General features: G+C 58.0%; 13 protein-coding genes, 1 tRNA gene, 2 rRNA genes and 1 pseudogene. 6 read left to right on the top strand and 11 right to left on the bottom strand.

Annotation, left to right across the window (positions count from 1 at the left end; translation table 11 throughout):
- Nucleotides 1-447: 447 nt before the first annotated feature.
- The 8 genes from AC5J09_RS27995 to AC5J09_RS27960 all read right to left on the bottom strand — a co-directional run bounded on the left by AC5J09_RS27995 (nt 448) and on the right by AC5J09_RS27960 (nt 8,025).
- Entirely contained in the window at nt 448-660 is a 213-nt protein-coding gene (locus AC5J09_RS27995; RefSeq protein ID WP_494299085.1) for a KTSC domain-containing protein, read from the bottom strand.
- The gene (locus AC5J09_RS27990; protein ID WP_494299084.1) at nt 661-2,445 is read right to left on the bottom strand and encodes an ATP-binding protein; all 1,785 of its coding nucleotides are present in this window, start codon (nt 2,443-2,445) and stop codon (nt 661-663) included.
- Complete coding sequence (locus AC5J09_RS27985) at nt 2,445-3,551, bottom strand: SIR2 family NAD-dependent protein deacylase (protein WP_494299083.1); 1,107 nt, start codon at nt 3,549-3,551, stop codon at nt 2,445-2,447. The genes AC5J09_RS27990 and AC5J09_RS27985 overlap by 1 nt, the downstream gene beginning before the upstream one ends.
- A gap of 445 nt (nt 3,552-3,996) precedes the next feature.
- Nucleotides 3,997-4,380: a VOC family protein gene (locus tag AC5J09_RS27980; RefSeq protein WP_494299143.1), complete on the bottom strand. Its 384-nt coding sequence runs from the start codon at nt 4,378-4,380 to the stop codon at nt 3,997-3,999.
- A 158-nt stretch (nt 4,381-4,538) separates the two neighbouring features.
- Nucleotides 4,539-5,039, bottom strand: a complete 501-nt coding sequence (locus tag AC5J09_RS27975) for a GNAT family N-acetyltransferase (protein ID WP_494299081.1) — start codon at nt 5,037-5,039, stop codon at nt 4,539-4,541.
- Nucleotides 5,040-5,287: 248 nt separating this feature from the next.
- The gene (locus AC5J09_RS27970; protein ID WP_494299080.1) at nt 5,288-6,613 is read right to left on the bottom strand and encodes an NtaA/DmoA family FMN-dependent monooxygenase; all 1,326 of its coding nucleotides are present in this window, start codon (nt 6,611-6,613) and stop codon (nt 5,288-5,290) included.
- Between the two features lie 100 nt (nt 6,614-6,713).
- Nucleotides 6,714-7,460, bottom strand: a complete 747-nt coding sequence (locus AC5J09_RS27965; RefSeq protein ID WP_494299079.1) for an NADPH-dependent F420 reductase — start codon at nt 7,458-7,460, stop codon at nt 6,714-6,716.
- A gap of 184 nt (nt 7,461-7,644) precedes the next feature.
- On the bottom strand, nt 7,645-8,025 hold the full coding sequence (locus AC5J09_RS27960; protein WP_494299078.1) for a winged helix-turn-helix transcriptional regulator: 381 nt from the start codon (nt 8,023-8,025) through the stop codon (nt 7,645-7,647).
- 102 nt (nt 8,026-8,127) lie between these two features.
- On the opposite strand from AC5J09_RS27960, the gene AC5J09_RS27955 reads away from it, so the two are divergent.
- The 6 genes and pseudogenes from AC5J09_RS27955 to AC5J09_RS27930 all read left to right on the top strand — a co-directional run bounded on the left by AC5J09_RS27955 (nt 8,128) and on the right by AC5J09_RS27930 (nt 12,568).
- A complete protein-coding gene (locus tag AC5J09_RS27955; RefSeq protein WP_494299077.1) occupies nt 8,128-8,874 on the top strand; it encodes an NADPH-dependent F420 reductase in 747 nt (248 codons plus the stop codon).
- A 131-nt stretch (nt 8,875-9,005) separates the two neighbouring features.
- The gene (locus tag AC5J09_RS27950; protein ID WP_494299075.1) at nt 9,006-9,770 is read left to right on the top strand and encodes an SDR family NAD(P)-dependent oxidoreductase; all 765 of its coding nucleotides are present in this window, start codon (nt 9,006-9,008) and stop codon (nt 9,768-9,770) included.
- A 42-nt stretch (nt 9,771-9,812) separates the two neighbouring features.
- Nucleotides 9,813-10,106, top strand: coding sequence for a Dabb family protein (locus AC5J09_RS27945; RefSeq protein WP_494299074.1), 294 nt, complete (start codon nt 9,813-9,815; stop codon nt 10,104-10,106).
- A 298-nt stretch (nt 10,107-10,404) separates the two neighbouring features.
- Nucleotides 10,405-10,869, top strand: a complete 465-nt coding sequence (locus AC5J09_RS27940) for a hypothetical protein (protein WP_494299073.1) — start codon at nt 10,405-10,407, stop codon at nt 10,867-10,869.
- An 807-nt stretch (nt 10,870-11,676) separates the two neighbouring features.
- A pseudogene (locus tag AC5J09_RS27935) lies at nt 11,677-11,781 on the top strand (non-homologous end-joining DNA ligase); the annotation flags it as partial.
- Nucleotides 11,782-12,112: 331 nt separating this feature from the next.
- A complete protein-coding gene (locus AC5J09_RS27930; protein WP_494299072.1) occupies nt 12,113-12,568 on the top strand; it encodes a helix-turn-helix transcriptional regulator in 456 nt (151 codons plus the stop codon).
- A 237-nt stretch (nt 12,569-12,805) separates the two neighbouring features.
- On the opposite strand, the gene AC5J09_RS27925 is transcribed toward AC5J09_RS27930, so the two are convergent.
- The 3 genes from AC5J09_RS27925 to AC5J09_RS27915 all read right to left on the bottom strand — a co-directional run bounded on the left by AC5J09_RS27925 (nt 12,806) and on the right by AC5J09_RS27915 (nt 16,239).
- Nucleotides 12,806-12,882 (bottom strand) — tRNA-Met (locus AC5J09_RS27925).
- Between the two features lie 132 nt (nt 12,883-13,014).
- Nucleotides 13,015-13,129: ribosomal RNA gene (gene rrf / locus AC5J09_RS27920) — 5S ribosomal RNA — on the bottom strand.
- Between the two features lie 247 nt (nt 13,130-13,376).
- Nucleotides 13,377-16,239, bottom strand: a 23S ribosomal RNA gene (locus tag AC5J09_RS27915).
- Nucleotides 16,240-16,688: the final 449 nt, after the last annotated feature.

Below are 16,688 nucleotides of genomic sequence, written 5' to 3'. Positions count from 1 at the left end.
TCGCGGCTAATTTTGATGTTCTCGGAGTCGATCAGCGCAGGGAAGCGGCGAGCTGCCCAATTCCGAACCCAGCTATAGCCTCGGATCGCGAAGAGTCTTCTGATCGTTCTTGGAACCTGAATCTGAATCTTCGCTCATCTATGCTTGTCCTCAGACGAGTAATCGATGTTTGCTACGCCTGATGGCCATTCGACGCGAGCGAGCGCTTTTGATCGTGCAGCTTGCAACCACATGTCGCGAGTGACGAAACCGAGAACGTTCTCCCAATTTTCAGCTCGCGTTGCGAGAAGAGGTGAGGCTACAAGCCTGCTCCCGAGTGAACGACACCGGATTCGGCCGCACGCATTCCACACGCTCTCGATGTTGGTCGTTCGAACTCTGTTACCGCCGTCCGATTGCAGGCATCGGCGATTCGCTTGGTTGCTGACGTCCATTAGAATTATCTAATCAGACCGGATTGCAGGAATAGGCGTTTCTAATTTCAGCGTTGAAGAACTGTCCGATAGAGGCGGCCTCAAGCAGCCGATCGTACATAAATTGGGGCACATTGTAGTATTCATAGACCTTTCCCGTGGCGGCGAACTCCACTTGAAGTGTCTCTGAGTTCGCGTCGTAGCCGACTGAAGTCAAACTTGACGAGCTAACTGGGTATCGTTCCATTCAATCCTCCGTCCATCGTGGGTTTTGTGACCTCCACGCAGCAGTGACGTTCACGTAGTTTTCATTGTCGCGTTCCTTACTCCAATTGTGAGCAACGCGCGGATCTTCGCTGGCGGGCCTCTTGCCTTCCTCGGGGAGGGTAATCCTGCATCGCACAGGCAGCTTGGCAGCTTCGCCGGTGATCACCGCCTCGCCTGTACGAAGCACAGGTAGACTGTCTACAATGCCACTAAGACTGTCAGGTAGAGCGGCCTGAACCTTGTTGCGGTCTGACGAGTTGGAGAGGCGCAGCGAGAAGAACGTGCCGCACTGTGAGAGAATGGTCTCGTCGATCTCGGATGGGCGCTGGCTCACAATCATAGCGCCGAGACCGAACTTTCGGCCTTCCTTAACAATGCGCTGGACGGCATCCCGCGCAAGGTTGGAGTCGTCCCGGCCCAGGTAGCGATGTGCCTCCTCCATAACCACCAGCAAAGGCCGCGCCCGTCCACCCTCCGGCATCTCGCGGCTCCAAAAGAGGCTCTCGTAAATAATGTTGAGGATGCCTCCGATTAGGCGCATCAGGATTGAGCTCGGCACGCCAGACAAATCCAGCACGGTGATCGGACGATCGTGCCCGAGCCAGCTCTCGAGCAGTTGCGGCAGGTCGTTCTGCGGAACCCCGCTTAGGTTCGGTTCCCAAGGTCCAGGGTGGAGCATGAAGTCATACTGACGATCCAGGAGCCTTGTCCTAAGCTGTTCGAGCTGGCGCCGGATAGACAGGACGTTCGTTTTGTTTGCGAACGGCGAAGAGCCGCCTTGACCCGGCAGCGGATAGGTAGGCGCCGTAAGTGTTTCAGGGTCGCCTGGAACGGTTTGAGCCGACGTCTGCTGAGTGTTCTCAATCCACGTTTTTATTTCTGGATCGATCAACTGGAACCAAAGCGATTTCAGGCTGAAGGGCAGAGGACTACCGGCGGCAACGGAGTTGACATCGACACCCGGATAGTTCGCTTGGGCTAAGACTGAAGTTTTCGCTTTGAGAATACGGTCCTGTATAGCGGTTAGCGCCTTCTCCTCGGTCTTGCCGAGCAGGAAGGTCAACAGATCATCCAGATCAAGTGCCCAATAGGGAACGTAGAGGCGTTCCTCACTCTCGAGCGGATTCACCCGGAAAACTTTGGCGGCCTCTCTAAGCGCGCGACCGTACTCGCCGTGGATATCCATCAGGAGCACCCGTGCGCTTGGAAAGCTGGAGTGGTCACCCTGCCCGACGGAAAGGGAGCGAAGCAGGCTCGTGACCGTGGTCGACTTGCCAGCGCCCGTCGATCCTAAGACGGCGGAGTGGCGAGTCACGAGCTTGTCCAGATCGACGCGGACGGGGATGCTCTCGGCTCCCGACAGTCTACCGATAGTCACCTGCCCCGTGTCAGCGGTCCCGTAGATGCGCGCGAGATCTTCCTCTACGACGAGGTGCACCTGATCGTTGATCGCCGGATACTGGCTAATCCCTCGCTCAAAGGTTGCTTCTAGGACCTCGCCAACAAGCTGCACCTTGATCCAGCGGTCACCTCTGGCTCCGCTGTCAACCAGTGTCTCAGGCGTGGCCGTAGCACCCACGTCGGAGATGATGCCGTAAAGGTCGTGATAGCCCTGCGGGATGCGGACGAAACTGCCGACCTGCCCGATGCGGTAGCTGCGTCCGCCTATGATAGCTATACCTGAGGCGGTTCCTTCGAACTGCCGCACGTTGATGGTTGCGCCGGCCACAGCTCCAACGTGACCAAGGAGGGTTGGTGCGCTCATCAGGCCACCGTAGAGGCAGGTGCGGTCGGTACGGCCGCCGCGGCAGGTTCGGCTGGCGTCAGAAACACCTGCGTGGAACGCGAAGCAGAGAAGAACCGAGCGAACGGTTCGATTGCTCCGAGCGTGAACTCGTGCGGGCCCCCTCCAGGAGGTTCCGACCAGTACGAGGACCGAATTGGCCCCCAGTCCTTTGAGGGAAGCTCCGATGGCACACGCCACGGCCCCTCCGAACCATTCACTAGCGCCGCATCTCGTGCGTAGACGCTGAAGTTGGGCAGCCGACGACCGAGCTCTCTGGCCCATGTTTCGTTAGCGAGCTTCTGGAACTGGAACGCAAAGACGCTAGCGGATGGGTTCGCGGCAAGTCCTTCGTCAATACGCGCCGAGATATGAGCGTCTGCGAACGAGAACCCGATCGAGATGAGCAGCGTGTCCGGAGTGGCGAGAAAGGCTCGCAACCTATCGAGGAGCGCCGCGTAGGGTGCCTTTTGCGTCTGCTCGTACTTGAGGTGCTCAGGGAAGACGAGGTGCCGAGCGTTGTCCTTTCCCGTGCGGATCACCTCATCCTTGCTGTTAGAGCACCATCCCAGAGACCCGTGCAGTTTCCAAAGACGGGTCCATCGTGCAGGCAGGTCGTTGTTGGAGACCGTAACTGGGTCGAAGAAAGGCTCACGACCACCCGTGAAGCCGTCGAAGTATGGCGCGCGCACGCGCTCCAGCGCTTCCTCGAGCAGTAAATCATAGTTCGTGGTGAAGATCTCAATCGGATGATCACGACCGGCGCCCGTTATCCAGGTCACAATGTCGCCATAGGCCGAGCCGGTCGCAGGCAGTGTCACCGTCACTACCTTCCCGATTTCCTCACAAACGCGCTCGCCGAACTGCGCATATCCCGGACCATCCAAGTCATGGATCTTGGCCGGTCCTATCACTTTCGCCAGTGACCTGATCCTGGACAAGAGTGTCTCGATGTCGTCTTTGGGCGCAAGCTCCTTCTTCAGCTCGGCGATCTGGGTTCCATATTCACCCTCGAGTTCATCGAGGACAATTTTGGTCAAACCGGCAACCGCTGGGATCAGAGGGTAGGTCCCGTCTTCTTTCTTCATTCCTGCTGAAGCGCCGGCACCGAGCAGTAGTCCGATTCGTTTCCTGCCTCCGGCTATGATAGTACGCAAGGCGGTCATGTATTGGTCAGGATTGTGCACTATCTCACTTGGCATAGGTTCCCCGGCAAAGGCTATGGCGACTTCCGAGACTCACTGATAAGTTGATTCTTGCCGAAAACACAGCGCGATATACTGGCCTTGCACAGCATGTTCGAACGCGGCTCCGTCAGCAGGCTTCGAGAATCCTGAAGTGAGAGGCGTCTGCCCGACGGGCTAGTGTGACAAGCGTAGAGCGTCGGCTTGGGCAACAAGAGCACCAAAAGTAGACTGTCCGGAAGCGGCCCCATTTTGGTCATCGCGAACCATGTTCGAGATGACCGCTCATGGCGCTTTCCGGTCGAGGTTTTCCGTCTCCTGTCGGCCCAAAGCGGACCAGCCGCGCGGTCTATGTCTCAATGGATTTGATCCGCCACGGCGGATCAATGCGATTATTCCCAGCGAGATACAGCAGGATACGATTTCCGCCGGGGTCAAAAAGCTCAGCTTCCCGCCATAGCCAGCTCTGGTCCTGGGGCGGGGTCGAGAACGAAATTCCTGCAGCCACTAGGCTATGATATTTGTCATCTAAGTCGTCGCATTCGAAGTAGACGGTAGTGCCCGCGCTGACGTCGTTGCCCTTGTGCAAGGAGAACGTGCTGCCGCCGTCAGGGCAGACAAAGCGCACATAGTCGGGCCGAGCATCCACCACCGGCACCAAGCCGAGAGCGCAGTAAAATGCCCAGCCCTCGTCGAGGTTGGGCATCGTCACAGTGACTTGGTTTAGGTTTATCACATCATCCTAAACAGCTCATTTGACGCCGCAGACAGCGCAAAAGATTACGGAATTTTGCGACCACTGCAATGTCCGGAGTTGGCGCATCAGCGCCCACCGAAGTGCCCGATGCAGCCTGATATGGCGCTTCACCTGCATCGCTGTTGGTGGATAGGTTACCGAACCATAACAACCGCTTCGCCTCTGTCACGTGACAGGCGATCTACCTCATTATACCCCAGACGCGTGGCGAGTTTCATGGAGGGGGCGTTTCCCGCAGCGATCAAACATGCCGTACGTTGCCTATGATTTCTCTCAAACCAATGCTGCGCCGCCCTTGCAGCTTCAGTGGCATAGCCGCATCCATGGTACTGCGAGCGCAGTGTCCACGACATCTCTACGCTGGTCCCGGCATGGCAGCCAAGATCACGCTCAAATGTCGCGTAGCCGAGCTTGCCGACATATTGCGCGGTGCTTCGCTCTGTTACCGAGAATAGACCGAACCCCATGACTTCCCAGTGCCCGACATCACGTAGAAATCGCGCCCAAGCCTCGCTGCGATCCAAGGGACCATTGCCGATGTGACGCATGACAGCTTCCTCGGCGAACATGTCCACCGTAGCTTCGAAGTCGGTATGAATGGGGGGCCGGAGAGTGAGGCGTTCTGTTTCGATCATTCAAACTCGATATGCTTACAACCCGTGATGCGCAAGAAGGACATTGGGTCCGGCTGCGAATGCCGCGGTTTACCAGAAGGCGGTTTTCGGCCCAAAGCGGTCACAAAAAGACTGCCGTAGAATGTCCGACAACGATGGAGAAGGTTCGCGCATTTCTCGGCTGATTACTGCCGTAGCTGCCGTCGCCTGCGCCTACGATGCCGATTTTCATGATTGTGGTCTCCTGATTGGGTTGGGTGTGCGGTGTTTCAGCCGGCGATGCGGGGATCGATCCCGTATTGCGCGGGAACACCGAGATGGTCGCGAAGAGTGGCGCCCTCGTAGTCGAGATGGAACAGGCCGCGCTCCTGGAGGATCGGAACCACGCCGTCCACGAAGGCGTCGATACCGTCGTCGTAGACATCCGGAGATATCCAGAACCCGTCGACGGCCCCTGCCTCGAACCATTTTTGCATGTGGTCGGCCGCCTCGACCGGAGGCCCTGCGATCACGGGATGGTAGTCGATCACGCCGTGGGCAAGGATGTCGCGAAGGCTCCAGCCCTCGCGCGCGACCTTCAGTGCCAGCACGGAACGAGGATCCGAGGGCGCAGGACGTGCCGCCGCCAACTGCTCCTCCGTCAACGGCTCGTCCATCCGGGCAGCGTCGAGACGGAGTGAGAGCATCTGGCTGAGATAAGCGGCCCGCTGCGCGAACGTGCGCCCGGTCAGCTTGATGCGGCGGTCGAGGCCGGCGCGCTTGTCAGGGGAGATGGTCGTCATCAGTCCGGCGAAGAACTTGACCTCTTCGGGATCGCGTCCGGCGCGCTCGGCGGCGTTACGGATGGCGAGACGCTGGTTGCGCGCATCCTCGATGCTGAAGGTCGCGCCGACGACCCCGCTGGCGTAGCGGCCCGCCAGTTCCAGGCCGTTACATCCGCCGCCCGCCTGGAAGATGACCGGCTGGCCCTGTTCCGAGGGCGGGATGTAGAGCGGCCCGCGGGAGGCGACGAACTGGCCGCCAAGATAGATTGGCACGACCTCGTCGCCATTGGCAAACTGCCCTGAGGCCTGGTCATGAACCCATGCGTCGCGGCCCCAGCTACCCCACAGGGCCTGCACGACCTGGATGCACTCATGGGCGCGGGCATACCGCTCCTGGCGTGGCGGGACACGCCTGCCAAAGTTCGCCGCTACGTCCTCGCCGCTGGACGTGACCGCGTTCCACCCGGCGCGGCCGTGGCTCATGACATCTAGCGCCTTAAACTGGCGCGCCAGGTTGAAGGGCTCGTTGAACGTCGTGGAGCCGGTCGCGACCAGCCCGATGCGTTTGGTTTCGCGGGCGATCGCCGCGAGGGTGAGCATCACGTCGAGATTGTAATGGGGGGCCTCGTTGTCAACGGCGGCGAGGTGGGTCGGCCCGTCCGGCAGAAACAGGAACTGGAGCTTGCCGCGTTCTGCCGCCTGCGCATGGCGAACCTTGGCGTCGAAACTTGTGTAGCTCATGGGATCCACCCACGGCATGCGCCACGCACTGGGCTGCGAGCCGTAGCCGTTACCCAGATGCATGCCGATGATCATCTTCGGCTTTGTCATGATAGTCCTTAATACAAGTTGGCATGCGGGGCGAAGTCGCCCCGCTCGATCGGCTGCCAAGCGGCGACCGATCTGCCCGCAAGGTCCCTTGCGGCGATGCTCAGTTCAGGGGATTTGCCGCGCGATTCATGGCGACCATATCGTCATGGGTCAGTCTTGGCCCGGACACGCTCATGTTCTCAAGAAGCCGGTCACGAATGGCAGGGGCTTCGCCTGGGACCGCCGCAGCCAGCGCCTTCTTCGTGGTCGCGGCATCGAAGTCGCAGCAGTAGCCGGGAGTTGCCGGCTGCTGACGCCACGACTCTTGAAGTGTGCCGCCGTCGACAGCATCGAAGCCGACCTCGTTGACGATGCCCATCACCAGCGTCTTCGCCGCGGGATCGTCGCCTGCAACGGGGATGGCCAGGCGGTTCGGTGCGCCCTCCGGACGGCCGAGCTCGGCCAGGGAGTAGGCCAGGATGCTATTGAACGCCTTGATGATGGGACGGCCGATCTGTTCTGCGACCCAGACACTCTCGGTCTTCCCTGCGTCGATCTCCGCAATCTGCGGATCGCGCATGCCAGGATAGTAGTTGCCCGTGTCGACCACCGGAACCGAGCCAGGAAGGCTGTCGAAGAGATCCTTCGGCAAGTTCGCGACGGCGGGAAACGGGATCGAGAGGATGACCAGGTCAACGCCGTCGACCGCACCGCGGGCGTCGGTCGCCGTGGCGCCGATCTCATCCGCAAAGGGACGCACCGCATCGGGTCCCTTGGAGTTTGCAACGCGGACGTCGTGTCCCGCTGCACTGAGCTTACGAGCGAGCGTGCCGCCGATATTTCCTATGCCGATAACGCCGATCTTCATGGTCCTGCCTTTCGCTAGTTGCAACATCACTCACGAAAGTAGGGGTAGGTGGAGGAGCTAGCAAGAACACACCCATTGGTAATATACACACCAAAAGGTAACTGTACGGGTTGCCGTGCCTTGGGATAGCGGGCCGCCGGCCCCAAGCCAGGGTGTCCGACGCTGCGCAGCGCCGGAGGTGATGCTAGGGCACTTGCTCAGACTGCCCAGACGCGGCGCGTCGCAGGAAGGTCCAGTCGATCAGGGCCTCAATTGTGGGGCCGAGAGCGAACCCCATTTCGCTGAGTGCATATTCCACCTTGGGCGGCACTTGCGGATAAATTGTCCGGGTCACAATTCCGTCCTTCTCCAACTCCTTGAGCTGCTGGATCAGCATCTTCTGGTTCACGCCCTCGACACGGCGTTGAAGCTCCGAAAATCGCAGGGGTTTCTTTACTGCAAAGAGCTGGAAGATGATGACAAACTTCCATTTGCCCTCCAGGACGCGCATTGCTTCGCTTGTCGCTGCCGCCCAGACGAGTTGCTGCTTCGGATCTTCACATCGCCAGTCGCGATCAACCATCATACTTACCTTTTGGTGTGTATATAACTTTTTAGTCGGTTCTTGCCAACGTAAACACCTACTCATACTTTCGACAGCAACACAACAGTTAGCGGAAGATAGATCATGAAAATTGGTATCCTTGGGACCGGAAATATCGGTGCGACATTAGTCCGGACGCTCAGTGCGGCAGCCTACGACGTGAAGGTCGCCAATTCCCGCGGACCGGGAACGGTCGTCGCCGACCTCCTGGCATCCGGCGCTCGTGCGGTCACGCAGCAGGAGGCGCTCGATGACGTGGAGGCCGTCATCCTCTCCATCCCTCTGAACCGACTGCCTGAGATCGCTTCTCGAGTCGCAGGCCTCCCCGCCGAGACGGTGGTCATCGACACATCCAATTACTACCCGGAGCGGGACGGTAGGATCGATGCGATCGAGCAGGGCGAAGTCGAAAGCATCTGGGTCGCCAGGCATTTGGGTCGCCCGATAGTCAAGGCCTGGAACGCGGTCGGATCCGCGTCCTTCGCCAAGAAGGGCCAGCCGGCGGGGGCGGAGGGCCGTATTGCTATCCCCGTCGCGGCAGACAAGATCCGGGACCGGCGGGTCGCCATGGCGCTAGTCGAGGATACTGGGTTCGACGCCTTCGACGCCGGCTCGCTGGCGGACTCGTGGCGTCAGCAGGCTGGTGCGCCAGGGTACTGTACAGACCTGACACGCGCGGAGATGGGTCCGGCCCTGGCGGCCGCCGACAGGTCCCGTCTGCCCAAGCGCCGCGACCTCGCGGTGGCCGTAATGCAGGAGCGTCTGGGCGACAGCACCACCGACCCCGACGAGGAATGGGGCGTCCGCGTCGCCCGCGCGATCAACATGTAGCGCAGTCACGGTCCACCAATACGGTTCGTCACGAAACGAACGCACGCGCCGTCATCCGCGCTTGCGAACGATCCGCTGCGGCCTGCCGCAACGGCTAGAAACCAATCAACCTCAACATAAAGGAAAAAATCATGGGACGTTTAAACGACAAAGTCGCGATCATCACGGGCGCTGCTGGCGGGCAAGGCAAGGCTGAGGCCAAGCTGTTCGCGCAGGAGGGGGCTAAGGTCATCGCGACCGATCTGAATGACGCGATGCTGACTGCGACCGTCAAGGAGATCAACGATGAGATCGGGTTCGAGGCCGTCGTTGGCGTCAAGCATGACATCGCGAGCGAGAGCGACTGGGTTGCCGTCGTCGCCAAGGCCATTGAAGAGTTCGGCCACGTGGACATCCTCATCAACAATGCCGCAATGCCTGGCAAGACCCGCGGGAACGTCTGGGACATCGACGTTGAAGAAACGAACCGGATCCTTGCGGTCAATCTCACGGGCACGCTGCTGGGCATCAAGGCTGTTATGCCGGAGATGAAGAAGAATGGCCGTGGATCCATCGTCAATATCTCGTCGGCGGCCGGTCTCGTGGGCGGCATCAGCGGTGGCTCTGTGGCGTACTCCTCGACCAAGTCCGCTCTGCGCGGGCTCACCAAGGAAATCGCGATCGGCGTCGCCAAGGACGGTATCAGGGTGAACACGGTATGGCCGGGCCTCATTCGCACGCCCATCATGGAGAGCTTCTCAAAAGAAGTGACCGAAGCCGTGCTGGCTAAGGTGCCGATGGGCTTTGCCGCCGAGCCAGTGGATATCGGCTACGGCGTGCTGTTCCTCGCCTCCGACGAGGCTCGCTTCGTTACGGGCGCCGACATTGTCATCGACGGTGGCTTCACCGCACAGTGATCGCACCTGTCTGAATCCTCAACACCCAAGAAAGACAATACCATGATCCAACACATCGTGATGTTCCGCGTTACGGAAGGCACACCTAAAGACAAGCTCGTGGATGCTAGCCAGCGCCTCGAAGCGCTCGTGGGCACGATACCCGGCCTGGTATCGCTGAAGGCGGGCCTCGACCTCGGGATCGAGGGTAACTTCGACTTCGGTCTCGTTGCCGAACTTGAGGATCGCAAGGCTCTGGAAGTGTTCTCGACGCACGAGGCCCATCTGGAGGTCGCCTACGCCATCCTGGAGTTCCGAAAGCCGGAGGACATAGCGATCCTCGATCTCGAGACCTGAGGCGTCCGGGCATCTACTTTGACTCTGGGGAGGTGGGACGTCGCTCGCTCCCGCAAATAGCGTGGGGTTTTCACACCACCTCCCCTGACCGCACTAGACGACAAGCTTCTGAACGCTCTGGGAATATCGGAATCGCCGCAGGTCGTCTTGAGTGGGTCGAGTGCCCCACATTAGAAAGCGAACCCGGATGACCGCTTTTGGCGCAAAGCGGCGGACGTGTCGCACATTTCCTATAACGTGTTACTCCAATATCTTGTCGCGGGTGTGGGGATTCTGCCAACGAATAGAGGTGCGGTTCATGAAAATCTTCAGGTCACGTATTTTCTACCTGCCCTTGGCGATCACCTTGTCATGGTCCGCCGCAGATCGATTGCGCGCCGAGGAAGAGCCGCGACACTCGGTCTCGAACGGGAAGACTGTGTACGTTGGTGGCGTTGCGAATATTTTAGTGCAGGTAGGAAACCCAAAAGGAAGCCTGCTTCTCCTGGCTGGAGGCAGTCAGCGTCTGAATGTTGACGCGGATGGCACCTTCAGAGATCAGGCACTAAGCGCGATTATCAGAAACAGGGACGCTTTTGCGGCGAGCGGGTTCGATATCCTGCTTGTCGATAAGGAAACCAGTCTCCGCGAGGCCGTGGAATACATGGGTCGTCTGAACCGCCCGGTCACGATTGTTGCTCGAGGTAATGCAACTCGGCGAACGGCAAAAGCGCTGGCCCAGGGCGGAAACCTGACAAAGTGGTTCTCGCGTCCGGCGAGCTGAACTCACACTCAGGGCCGCTGGATGGCGTCGCGGATATTCTTCATGATCCTGCGCTCTTGGCCCCAACATTGGTCATCCATCACCGGAAAGATGGCTGTCGCGTTACAAGTCCAGCAGGCGTGGCTCCGTTCCAGGCTTGGGCCGGGGATCGCGTGCGCAGGGTTGTCTGGATGGACGGAGGCACAAAGGAACGGGGGGATGTGCTTCCTTGGGCTATCATGGTTCGGTGGCCTAGACGCAAAGCTAGTTTCAGAAGTGGTCGAGTTCGCTACTGGCGAATGACTAATGACGCATAGCATGTCGCACAATTCCTGATACTTGCTACGTAACAGGTTATATCGCATGGCTCGGCTGGGCGTACTTCCGCTTGTGGCGCAACTTGCTCGTCAGATGAGCAAGACGAACGGCGTTCTTCCACCCATTGCTGCCGCTCGTCGATAGCGTCCCTGATTTCCCGGTAGCGCCGCACACCGGAAAGGACTCGCATTGTGTACGGGTTCAAATGAGAAGCATTTTAACTCGGACTTGAAGATGGCCAAATCGATACGCATTCGAGTATATACTCCGCACCGGAGGGCCACGACCTCGACTATGCCTTCATTCCCGACTCGGCCGGGTCACATTTTGGACCGGAGATGCTGGTGGCAGTTGCTACCGAATTTCGGAGATCCATCGGACGTCATTAGAAGGTTGCCGGCGACGGCTGTGACCGCTGCGAAGCCGAATAGAACCTCGGCTGTTGCCTCTTGAATCCGGATTAGGGCGCTTAGATGCTTGTTGCAGCCAGCAGGATCGAACAGCCTCGGGCGCCGCCGTGATCCAGCGCAGCCGAATCTTCTCCTCGATCCCATGCCCGCATGGATCGAATCCTGCTTGGCAGTTTTGCAGGCGAAACCGCCTCGAGGTCCGGAGGTGCCCTATCATAATTGCCAACATTACGCCTGGGGAGCGACATGCGTCGTCGCCCAAGGATTCCTGGTGGATCGAGGTCAGACGCAAGCACGCTTGAATCCTTGATCGCGTCCCATGGGACGCACCGCCGGATCTGGACTTAGTAGGAGCCGCAAAGGACTCGATTGACTCTTAACGGGGCCGACCAGCGGCATCCCTCGGCGTAGTGGAACCGATGTGTTTGTGTTCAATCACTACATTATAAGCGTACACATGGCCACTACGCTCACTATATGAGCATTACGCGATATTGCGGCCTTGTCAACCTATATGATGGATGGCGCGTCGGCGTATGCGCCTGATCTGCGACTCCGGCGTCGAAGAAACATCAACGAGATTCGAGCTGGAAGGAATTTTTTTCTATGCCGTCACCACAATTGTCAACTATTTGCGGATAAAGCAAGACCATCTTGGAATGAACATGTCGCCGGACTCGACAATCCGGGATTTTCATGCAATATTCCCTTCACGAATCGAGACAGAGCAATTGGGCGGACCCGCAAATTCACGCGGAGCCGATCGGAAAAGTGTTTGCGTTTGCCTGGAGGTGACGACAATGATGCTGGAGAATACGATCGGCTTCTACACGTTCCGTGAGGTATGCCTGCTGACGACGCTTTCACGCAGGACGATCTACAGGTACTTGAAAAAGCGCATCTTTCCAGAGTCCGGCCGTCTGCCCGGAGGCAAACGCGTCTGGTGGAGAGTGGACGTGCATCTGTGGATGCGCAACCGATTCCCCGGATAACGAGAGAGGGCAAGCTCGATGGAGCGGATGGTCGACAAGACCGACTACCCCGCGCGGAGGAGACGGATCGTAGCCGGGTCTCCAAGCCTCGTGTCCGACGCGGGCGCGCCAGTCCGCAGTGCGGACGCAAAGCTGTGGCAGCCGCCGCGCTGCCCGGTTTGTCGCCCGATTCGTCGCCCGAGCGCGGATGGACGATTGCCCCGTCTCAGCGTTTTTCCGCTAAGTGCTTGTAATGTTTGGTTGCGGGGGCAGGATTTGAACCTGCGGCCTTCAGGTTATGAGCCTGACGAGCTACCGGGCTGCTCCACCCCGCGTTATCCGAGTTTTGCGCGGCAAAAATCTCGTTATTCGTCCGAGTTTTGCGCAGTAAAAAGGTCGGTTTGTTGGCCGGTTTGTTTCGGCCTTATGAGAGAAGATGATCGGTTTGTTTCTCTTGCGATTTGCAGACCTGGCAGCGACCTACTCTCCCGCGTCTTAAGACGAAGTACCATCGGCGCTGGGGCGTTTCACGGCCGTGTTCGGAATGGGAACGGGTGCAGCCACCCCGCCAGAACCACCAGGTCGGCAAAGCGCAAGATTTGCGCCTTAAGGGCGCAAACCGAATTGAGAAGCTGGTGAAGCGGGCGGTTTAACGCCTCGACTTCTTTTGAACACGTCTTTTTTGATGTCTTGTCCGGATCATTCCAGCAGCCGGCAGAGCCGAGCCGCCGGTTGTCCGGCGCGCCGTCCGCAGCGCAGCGATCTTGCGATCGCGTCAGCGTGAGGACAGAAGAATGATGCTCATCTTTGATGAGCATAAGCAATGGGAACGATCAAGCCGATCGAACGATTAGTACCGGTAAGCTTCATGCGTTGCCGCACTTCCACACCCGGCCTATCAACGTGGTCGTCTTCCACGGTTCTCAAGGGAATACTCGTTTTCAGGTGGGTTTCCCGCTTAGATGCCTTCAGCGGTTATCCCTTCCATATATAGCTACCCTGCTATGCCCTTGGCAGGACAACAGGTCCACCAGAGATATGTCCATCCCGGTCCTCTCGTACTAGGGACAGATCCTGTCAATATTCCTACACCCACGGCAGATAGGGACCGAACTGTCTCACGACGTTCTGAACCCAGCTCACGTACCGCTTTAATTGGCGAACAGCCAAACCCTTGGGACCTGCTCCAGCCCCAGGATGCGATGAGCCGACATCGAGGTGCCAAACAACCCCGTCGATATGGACTCTTGGGGGTCATCAGCCTGTTATCCCCGGCGTACCTTTTATCCGTTGAGCGATGGCCCTTCCACGCGGGACCACCGGATCACTATGACCGACTTTCGTCTCTGCTCGACTTGTCAGTCTCGCAGTCAGGCGGGCTTATGCCATTGCACTCGACGAGCGATTTCCGACCGCTCTGAGCCCACCATCGCGCGCCTCCGTTACTCTTTCGGAGGCGACCGCCCCAGTCAAACTACCCACCATACACTGTCCCGGATCCGGATGACGGACCGCGGTTAGACATCCATGACGATAAGGGTGGTATTTCAAGGATGGCTCCACGAGAACTGGCGTCCCCGCTTCAAAGCCTACCACCTATCCTACACATGCCGACACGAATGCCAGTGTAAAGCTATAGTAAAGGTGCACGGGGTCTTTCCGTCTGACCGCAGGAACCCCGCATCTTCACGGGGAATTCAATTTCACTGAGTCTATGTTGGAGACAGCGGGGAAGTCGTTACGCCATTCGTGCAGGTCGGAACTTACCCGACAAGGAATTTCGCTACCTTAGGACCGTTATAGTTACGGCCGCCGTTTACTGGGGCTTCGATTCAGAGCTTGCACCCCTCCTCTTAACCTTCCAGCACCGGGCAGGCGTCAGACCCTATACGTCGTCTTGCGACTTCGCAGAGCCCTGTGTTTTTGATAAACAGTCGCTACCCCCTGGTCTGTGCCACCCCATCCTACTTGCGTAGAAAAGGGTCACGCTTCTTCCGAAGTTACGCGTGCAATTTGCCGAGTTCCTTCAACATAGTTCTCTCAAGCGCCTTGGTATACTCTACCTGACCACCTGTGTCGGTTTCGGGTACGGTCTATACGGTGGAGCTATTTCCTGGAACCGCGTCCCCGCCCGGACAATCCAATAAGTCCGGACAAGTTGAGCAATCCGTCACTACCACCAGGCCCACGAATATTAACGTGGTTCCCATCGACTACGCGTGTCCGCCTCGTCTTAGGGGCCGGCTAACCCTGCTCAGATTAACTTTAAGCAGGAACCCTTGGTCTTTCGGCGAGAGGGTCTCTCACCCTCTTTATCGTTACTCATGTCAACATTCGCACTTCCGATACCTCCAGGACCCCTCACGGGTATCCCTTCACTGGCTTACGGAACGCTCCGCTACCCCTATACACCTAAGTGTATAAGCCTCAGCTTCGGTGCATGGCTTCAGCCCCGTTACATTTTCGGCGCAAAGACCCTTATTTAGACCAGTGAGCTGTTACGCTTTCTTTAAATGATGGCTGCTTCTAAGCCAACATCCTGGTTGTTTTGGGATCCTCACATCCTTTCCCACTTAGCCATGACTTGGGGACCTTAGCTGGAGGTCAGGGTTGTTGCCCTTTTCACGACGGACGTTAGCACCCGCCGTGTGTCTGCCGACTAGTACTCCTCGGTATTCGGAGTTTGGTTAGGATCAGTAAGACGGTGAGTCCCCATAGCCCATCCAGTGCTCTACCCCCGAGGGTATTCGGTCGACGCACTACCTAAATAGTTTTCGCGGAGAACCAGCTATTTCCGAGTTTGATTGGCCTTTCACCCCTAGCCACAAGTCATCCCAATCTATTGCAACAGATGCGGGTTCGGTCCTCCAGTTGGTGTTACCCAACCTTCAACCTGCTCATGGCTAGATCACTCGGTTTCGGGTCTAATGCGACATACTAAACGCCCTATTCAGACTCGCTTTCGCTACGCCTACACCTACCGGCTTAAGCTTGCATGTCACACTAAGTCGTTGACCCATTATACAAAAGGTACGCCGTCACCCTTGCGGGCTCCGACTGTTTGTAGGCATCCGGTTTCAGGTTCTATTTCACTCCCCTTGTCGGGGTGCTTTTCACCTTTCCCTCACGGTACTTGTTCGCTATCGGTCATGCACGAGTACTTAGGCTTGGAGAGTGGTCTCCCCATGTTCAGACAGGATTTCACGTGTCCCGCCTTACTCAAGGACAATGAGTGTTATACGTGTACGGGGCTGTCACCCACTGCGGCAGACCTTTCCAGATCCTTCCACTTCATTCCTCATTGCCACTGGCCTGGTCCGCGTTCGCTCGCCACTACTTGCGGAGTCTCGGTTGATGTCCTTTCCTGCAGGTACTTAGATGTTTCAGTTCCCTGCGTTCGCTTCTTATCCCTATTGAATTCAGGATAAGATACCTTTCAACAATGCTTGGAAACCACTTTGGTTTCTTGACGCCGGATAACCGGCGACGGCCTCTGGCCTTGCGAAGCCTCAAGGCTTCGATACCAGCGGCCAACCAAAATGATTTTCCAAGCATCTAAGGTGGGTTGCCCCATTCGGAGATCCATGGATCAAAGCTCATTCGCAGCTCCCCACGGCTTTTCGCAGCGTATCACGTCCTTCATCGCCTGTGCATGCCAAGGCATCCACCAAATGCCCTTCTTTCACTTGATCGTTCTCATTGCCAATGCTCATCACTATCTGGGTTTGGCTAAGCTTACCCACTCGGCTTGTCGCCTTGCAGGGCAGCCAAACCTGGCCATCCGGGCACAACTGAATGTGCCGCAAATGCCGCCCAGAGATCCGATTACCTTTTACAATCGGACCATCTCATGATGCCATCGACGTGTTCGATATGGTCCTCACAAAAGTCACGCCGAGCGACTTCGAGGCCATATCTTAAGACCAGCTTCTCGAGATCTGTCCGGTGATGCGCGGTCAGGCAACACCAATCCGACACGACCGTCAGAGGCGCGCTCCGAAGAACACCCCAACAACGATCATGCCCTGACGACAAGACTTCCTTCCTACCTCCAGACCCTCTTCCACGTCCGGTCGGCTAGACCATCCATGGCTTCTTCGGGACTGGGCTCGGACGTCTCGAAACGATCTTTCGACCGCTC

It is taken from the genome of Sinorhizobium sp., assembly GCF_059070375.1.
The sequence above is the reverse complement of the archived record's forward strand: the minus strand, read 5'-3'. Positions and strand labels throughout refer to the sequence as shown.

Bases quoted from the DNA above. Each gene is read 5' to 3' on its own strand.
- AC5J09_RS27965 (WP_494299079.1), bottom strand. From the start codon at position 7,460: ATGAAGATCGGCGTTATCGGCATAGGAAATATCGGCGGCACGCTCGCT.
- AC5J09_RS27985 (WP_494299083.1), bottom strand. From the start codon at position 3,551: ATGAAGAAAGAAGACGGGACCTACCCTCTGATCCCAGCGGTTGCCGGT.
- AC5J09_RS27975 (WP_494299081.1), bottom strand. From the start codon at position 5,039: ATGATCGAAACAGAACGCCTCACTCTCCGGCCCCCCATTCATACCGAC.
- AC5J09_RS27990 (WP_494299084.1), bottom strand. From the start codon at position 2,445: ATGAGCGCACCAACCCTCCTTGGTCACGTTGGAGCTGTGGCCGGCGCA.
- AC5J09_RS27995 (WP_494299085.1), bottom strand. From the start codon at position 660: ATGGAACGATACCCAGTTAGCTCGTCAAGTTTGACTTCAGTCGGCTAC.
- AC5J09_RS27955 (WP_494299077.1), top strand. From the start codon at position 8,128: ATGAAAATTGGTATCCTTGGGACCGGAAATATCGGTGCGACATTAGTC.
- AC5J09_RS27930 (WP_494299072.1), top strand. From the start codon at position 12,113: ATGCGCCTGATCTGCGACTCCGGCGTCGAAGAAACATCAACGAGATTC.
- AC5J09_RS27945 (WP_494299074.1), top strand. From the start codon at position 9,813: ATGATCCAACACATCGTGATGTTCCGCGTTACGGAAGGCACACCTAAA.
- AC5J09_RS27960 (WP_494299078.1), bottom strand. From the start codon at position 8,025: ATGATGGTTGATCGCGACTGGCGATGTGAAGATCCGAAGCAGCAACTC.
- AC5J09_RS27950 (WP_494299075.1), top strand. From the start codon at position 9,006: ATGGGACGTTTAAACGACAAAGTCGCGATCATCACGGGCGCTGCTGGC.
- AC5J09_RS27970 (WP_494299080.1), bottom strand. From the start codon at position 6,613: ATGACAAAGCCGAAGATGATCATCGGCATGCATCTGGGTAACGGCTAC.
- AC5J09_RS27940 (WP_494299073.1), top strand. From the start codon at position 10,405: ATGAAAATCTTCAGGTCACGTATTTTCTACCTGCCCTTGGCGATCACC.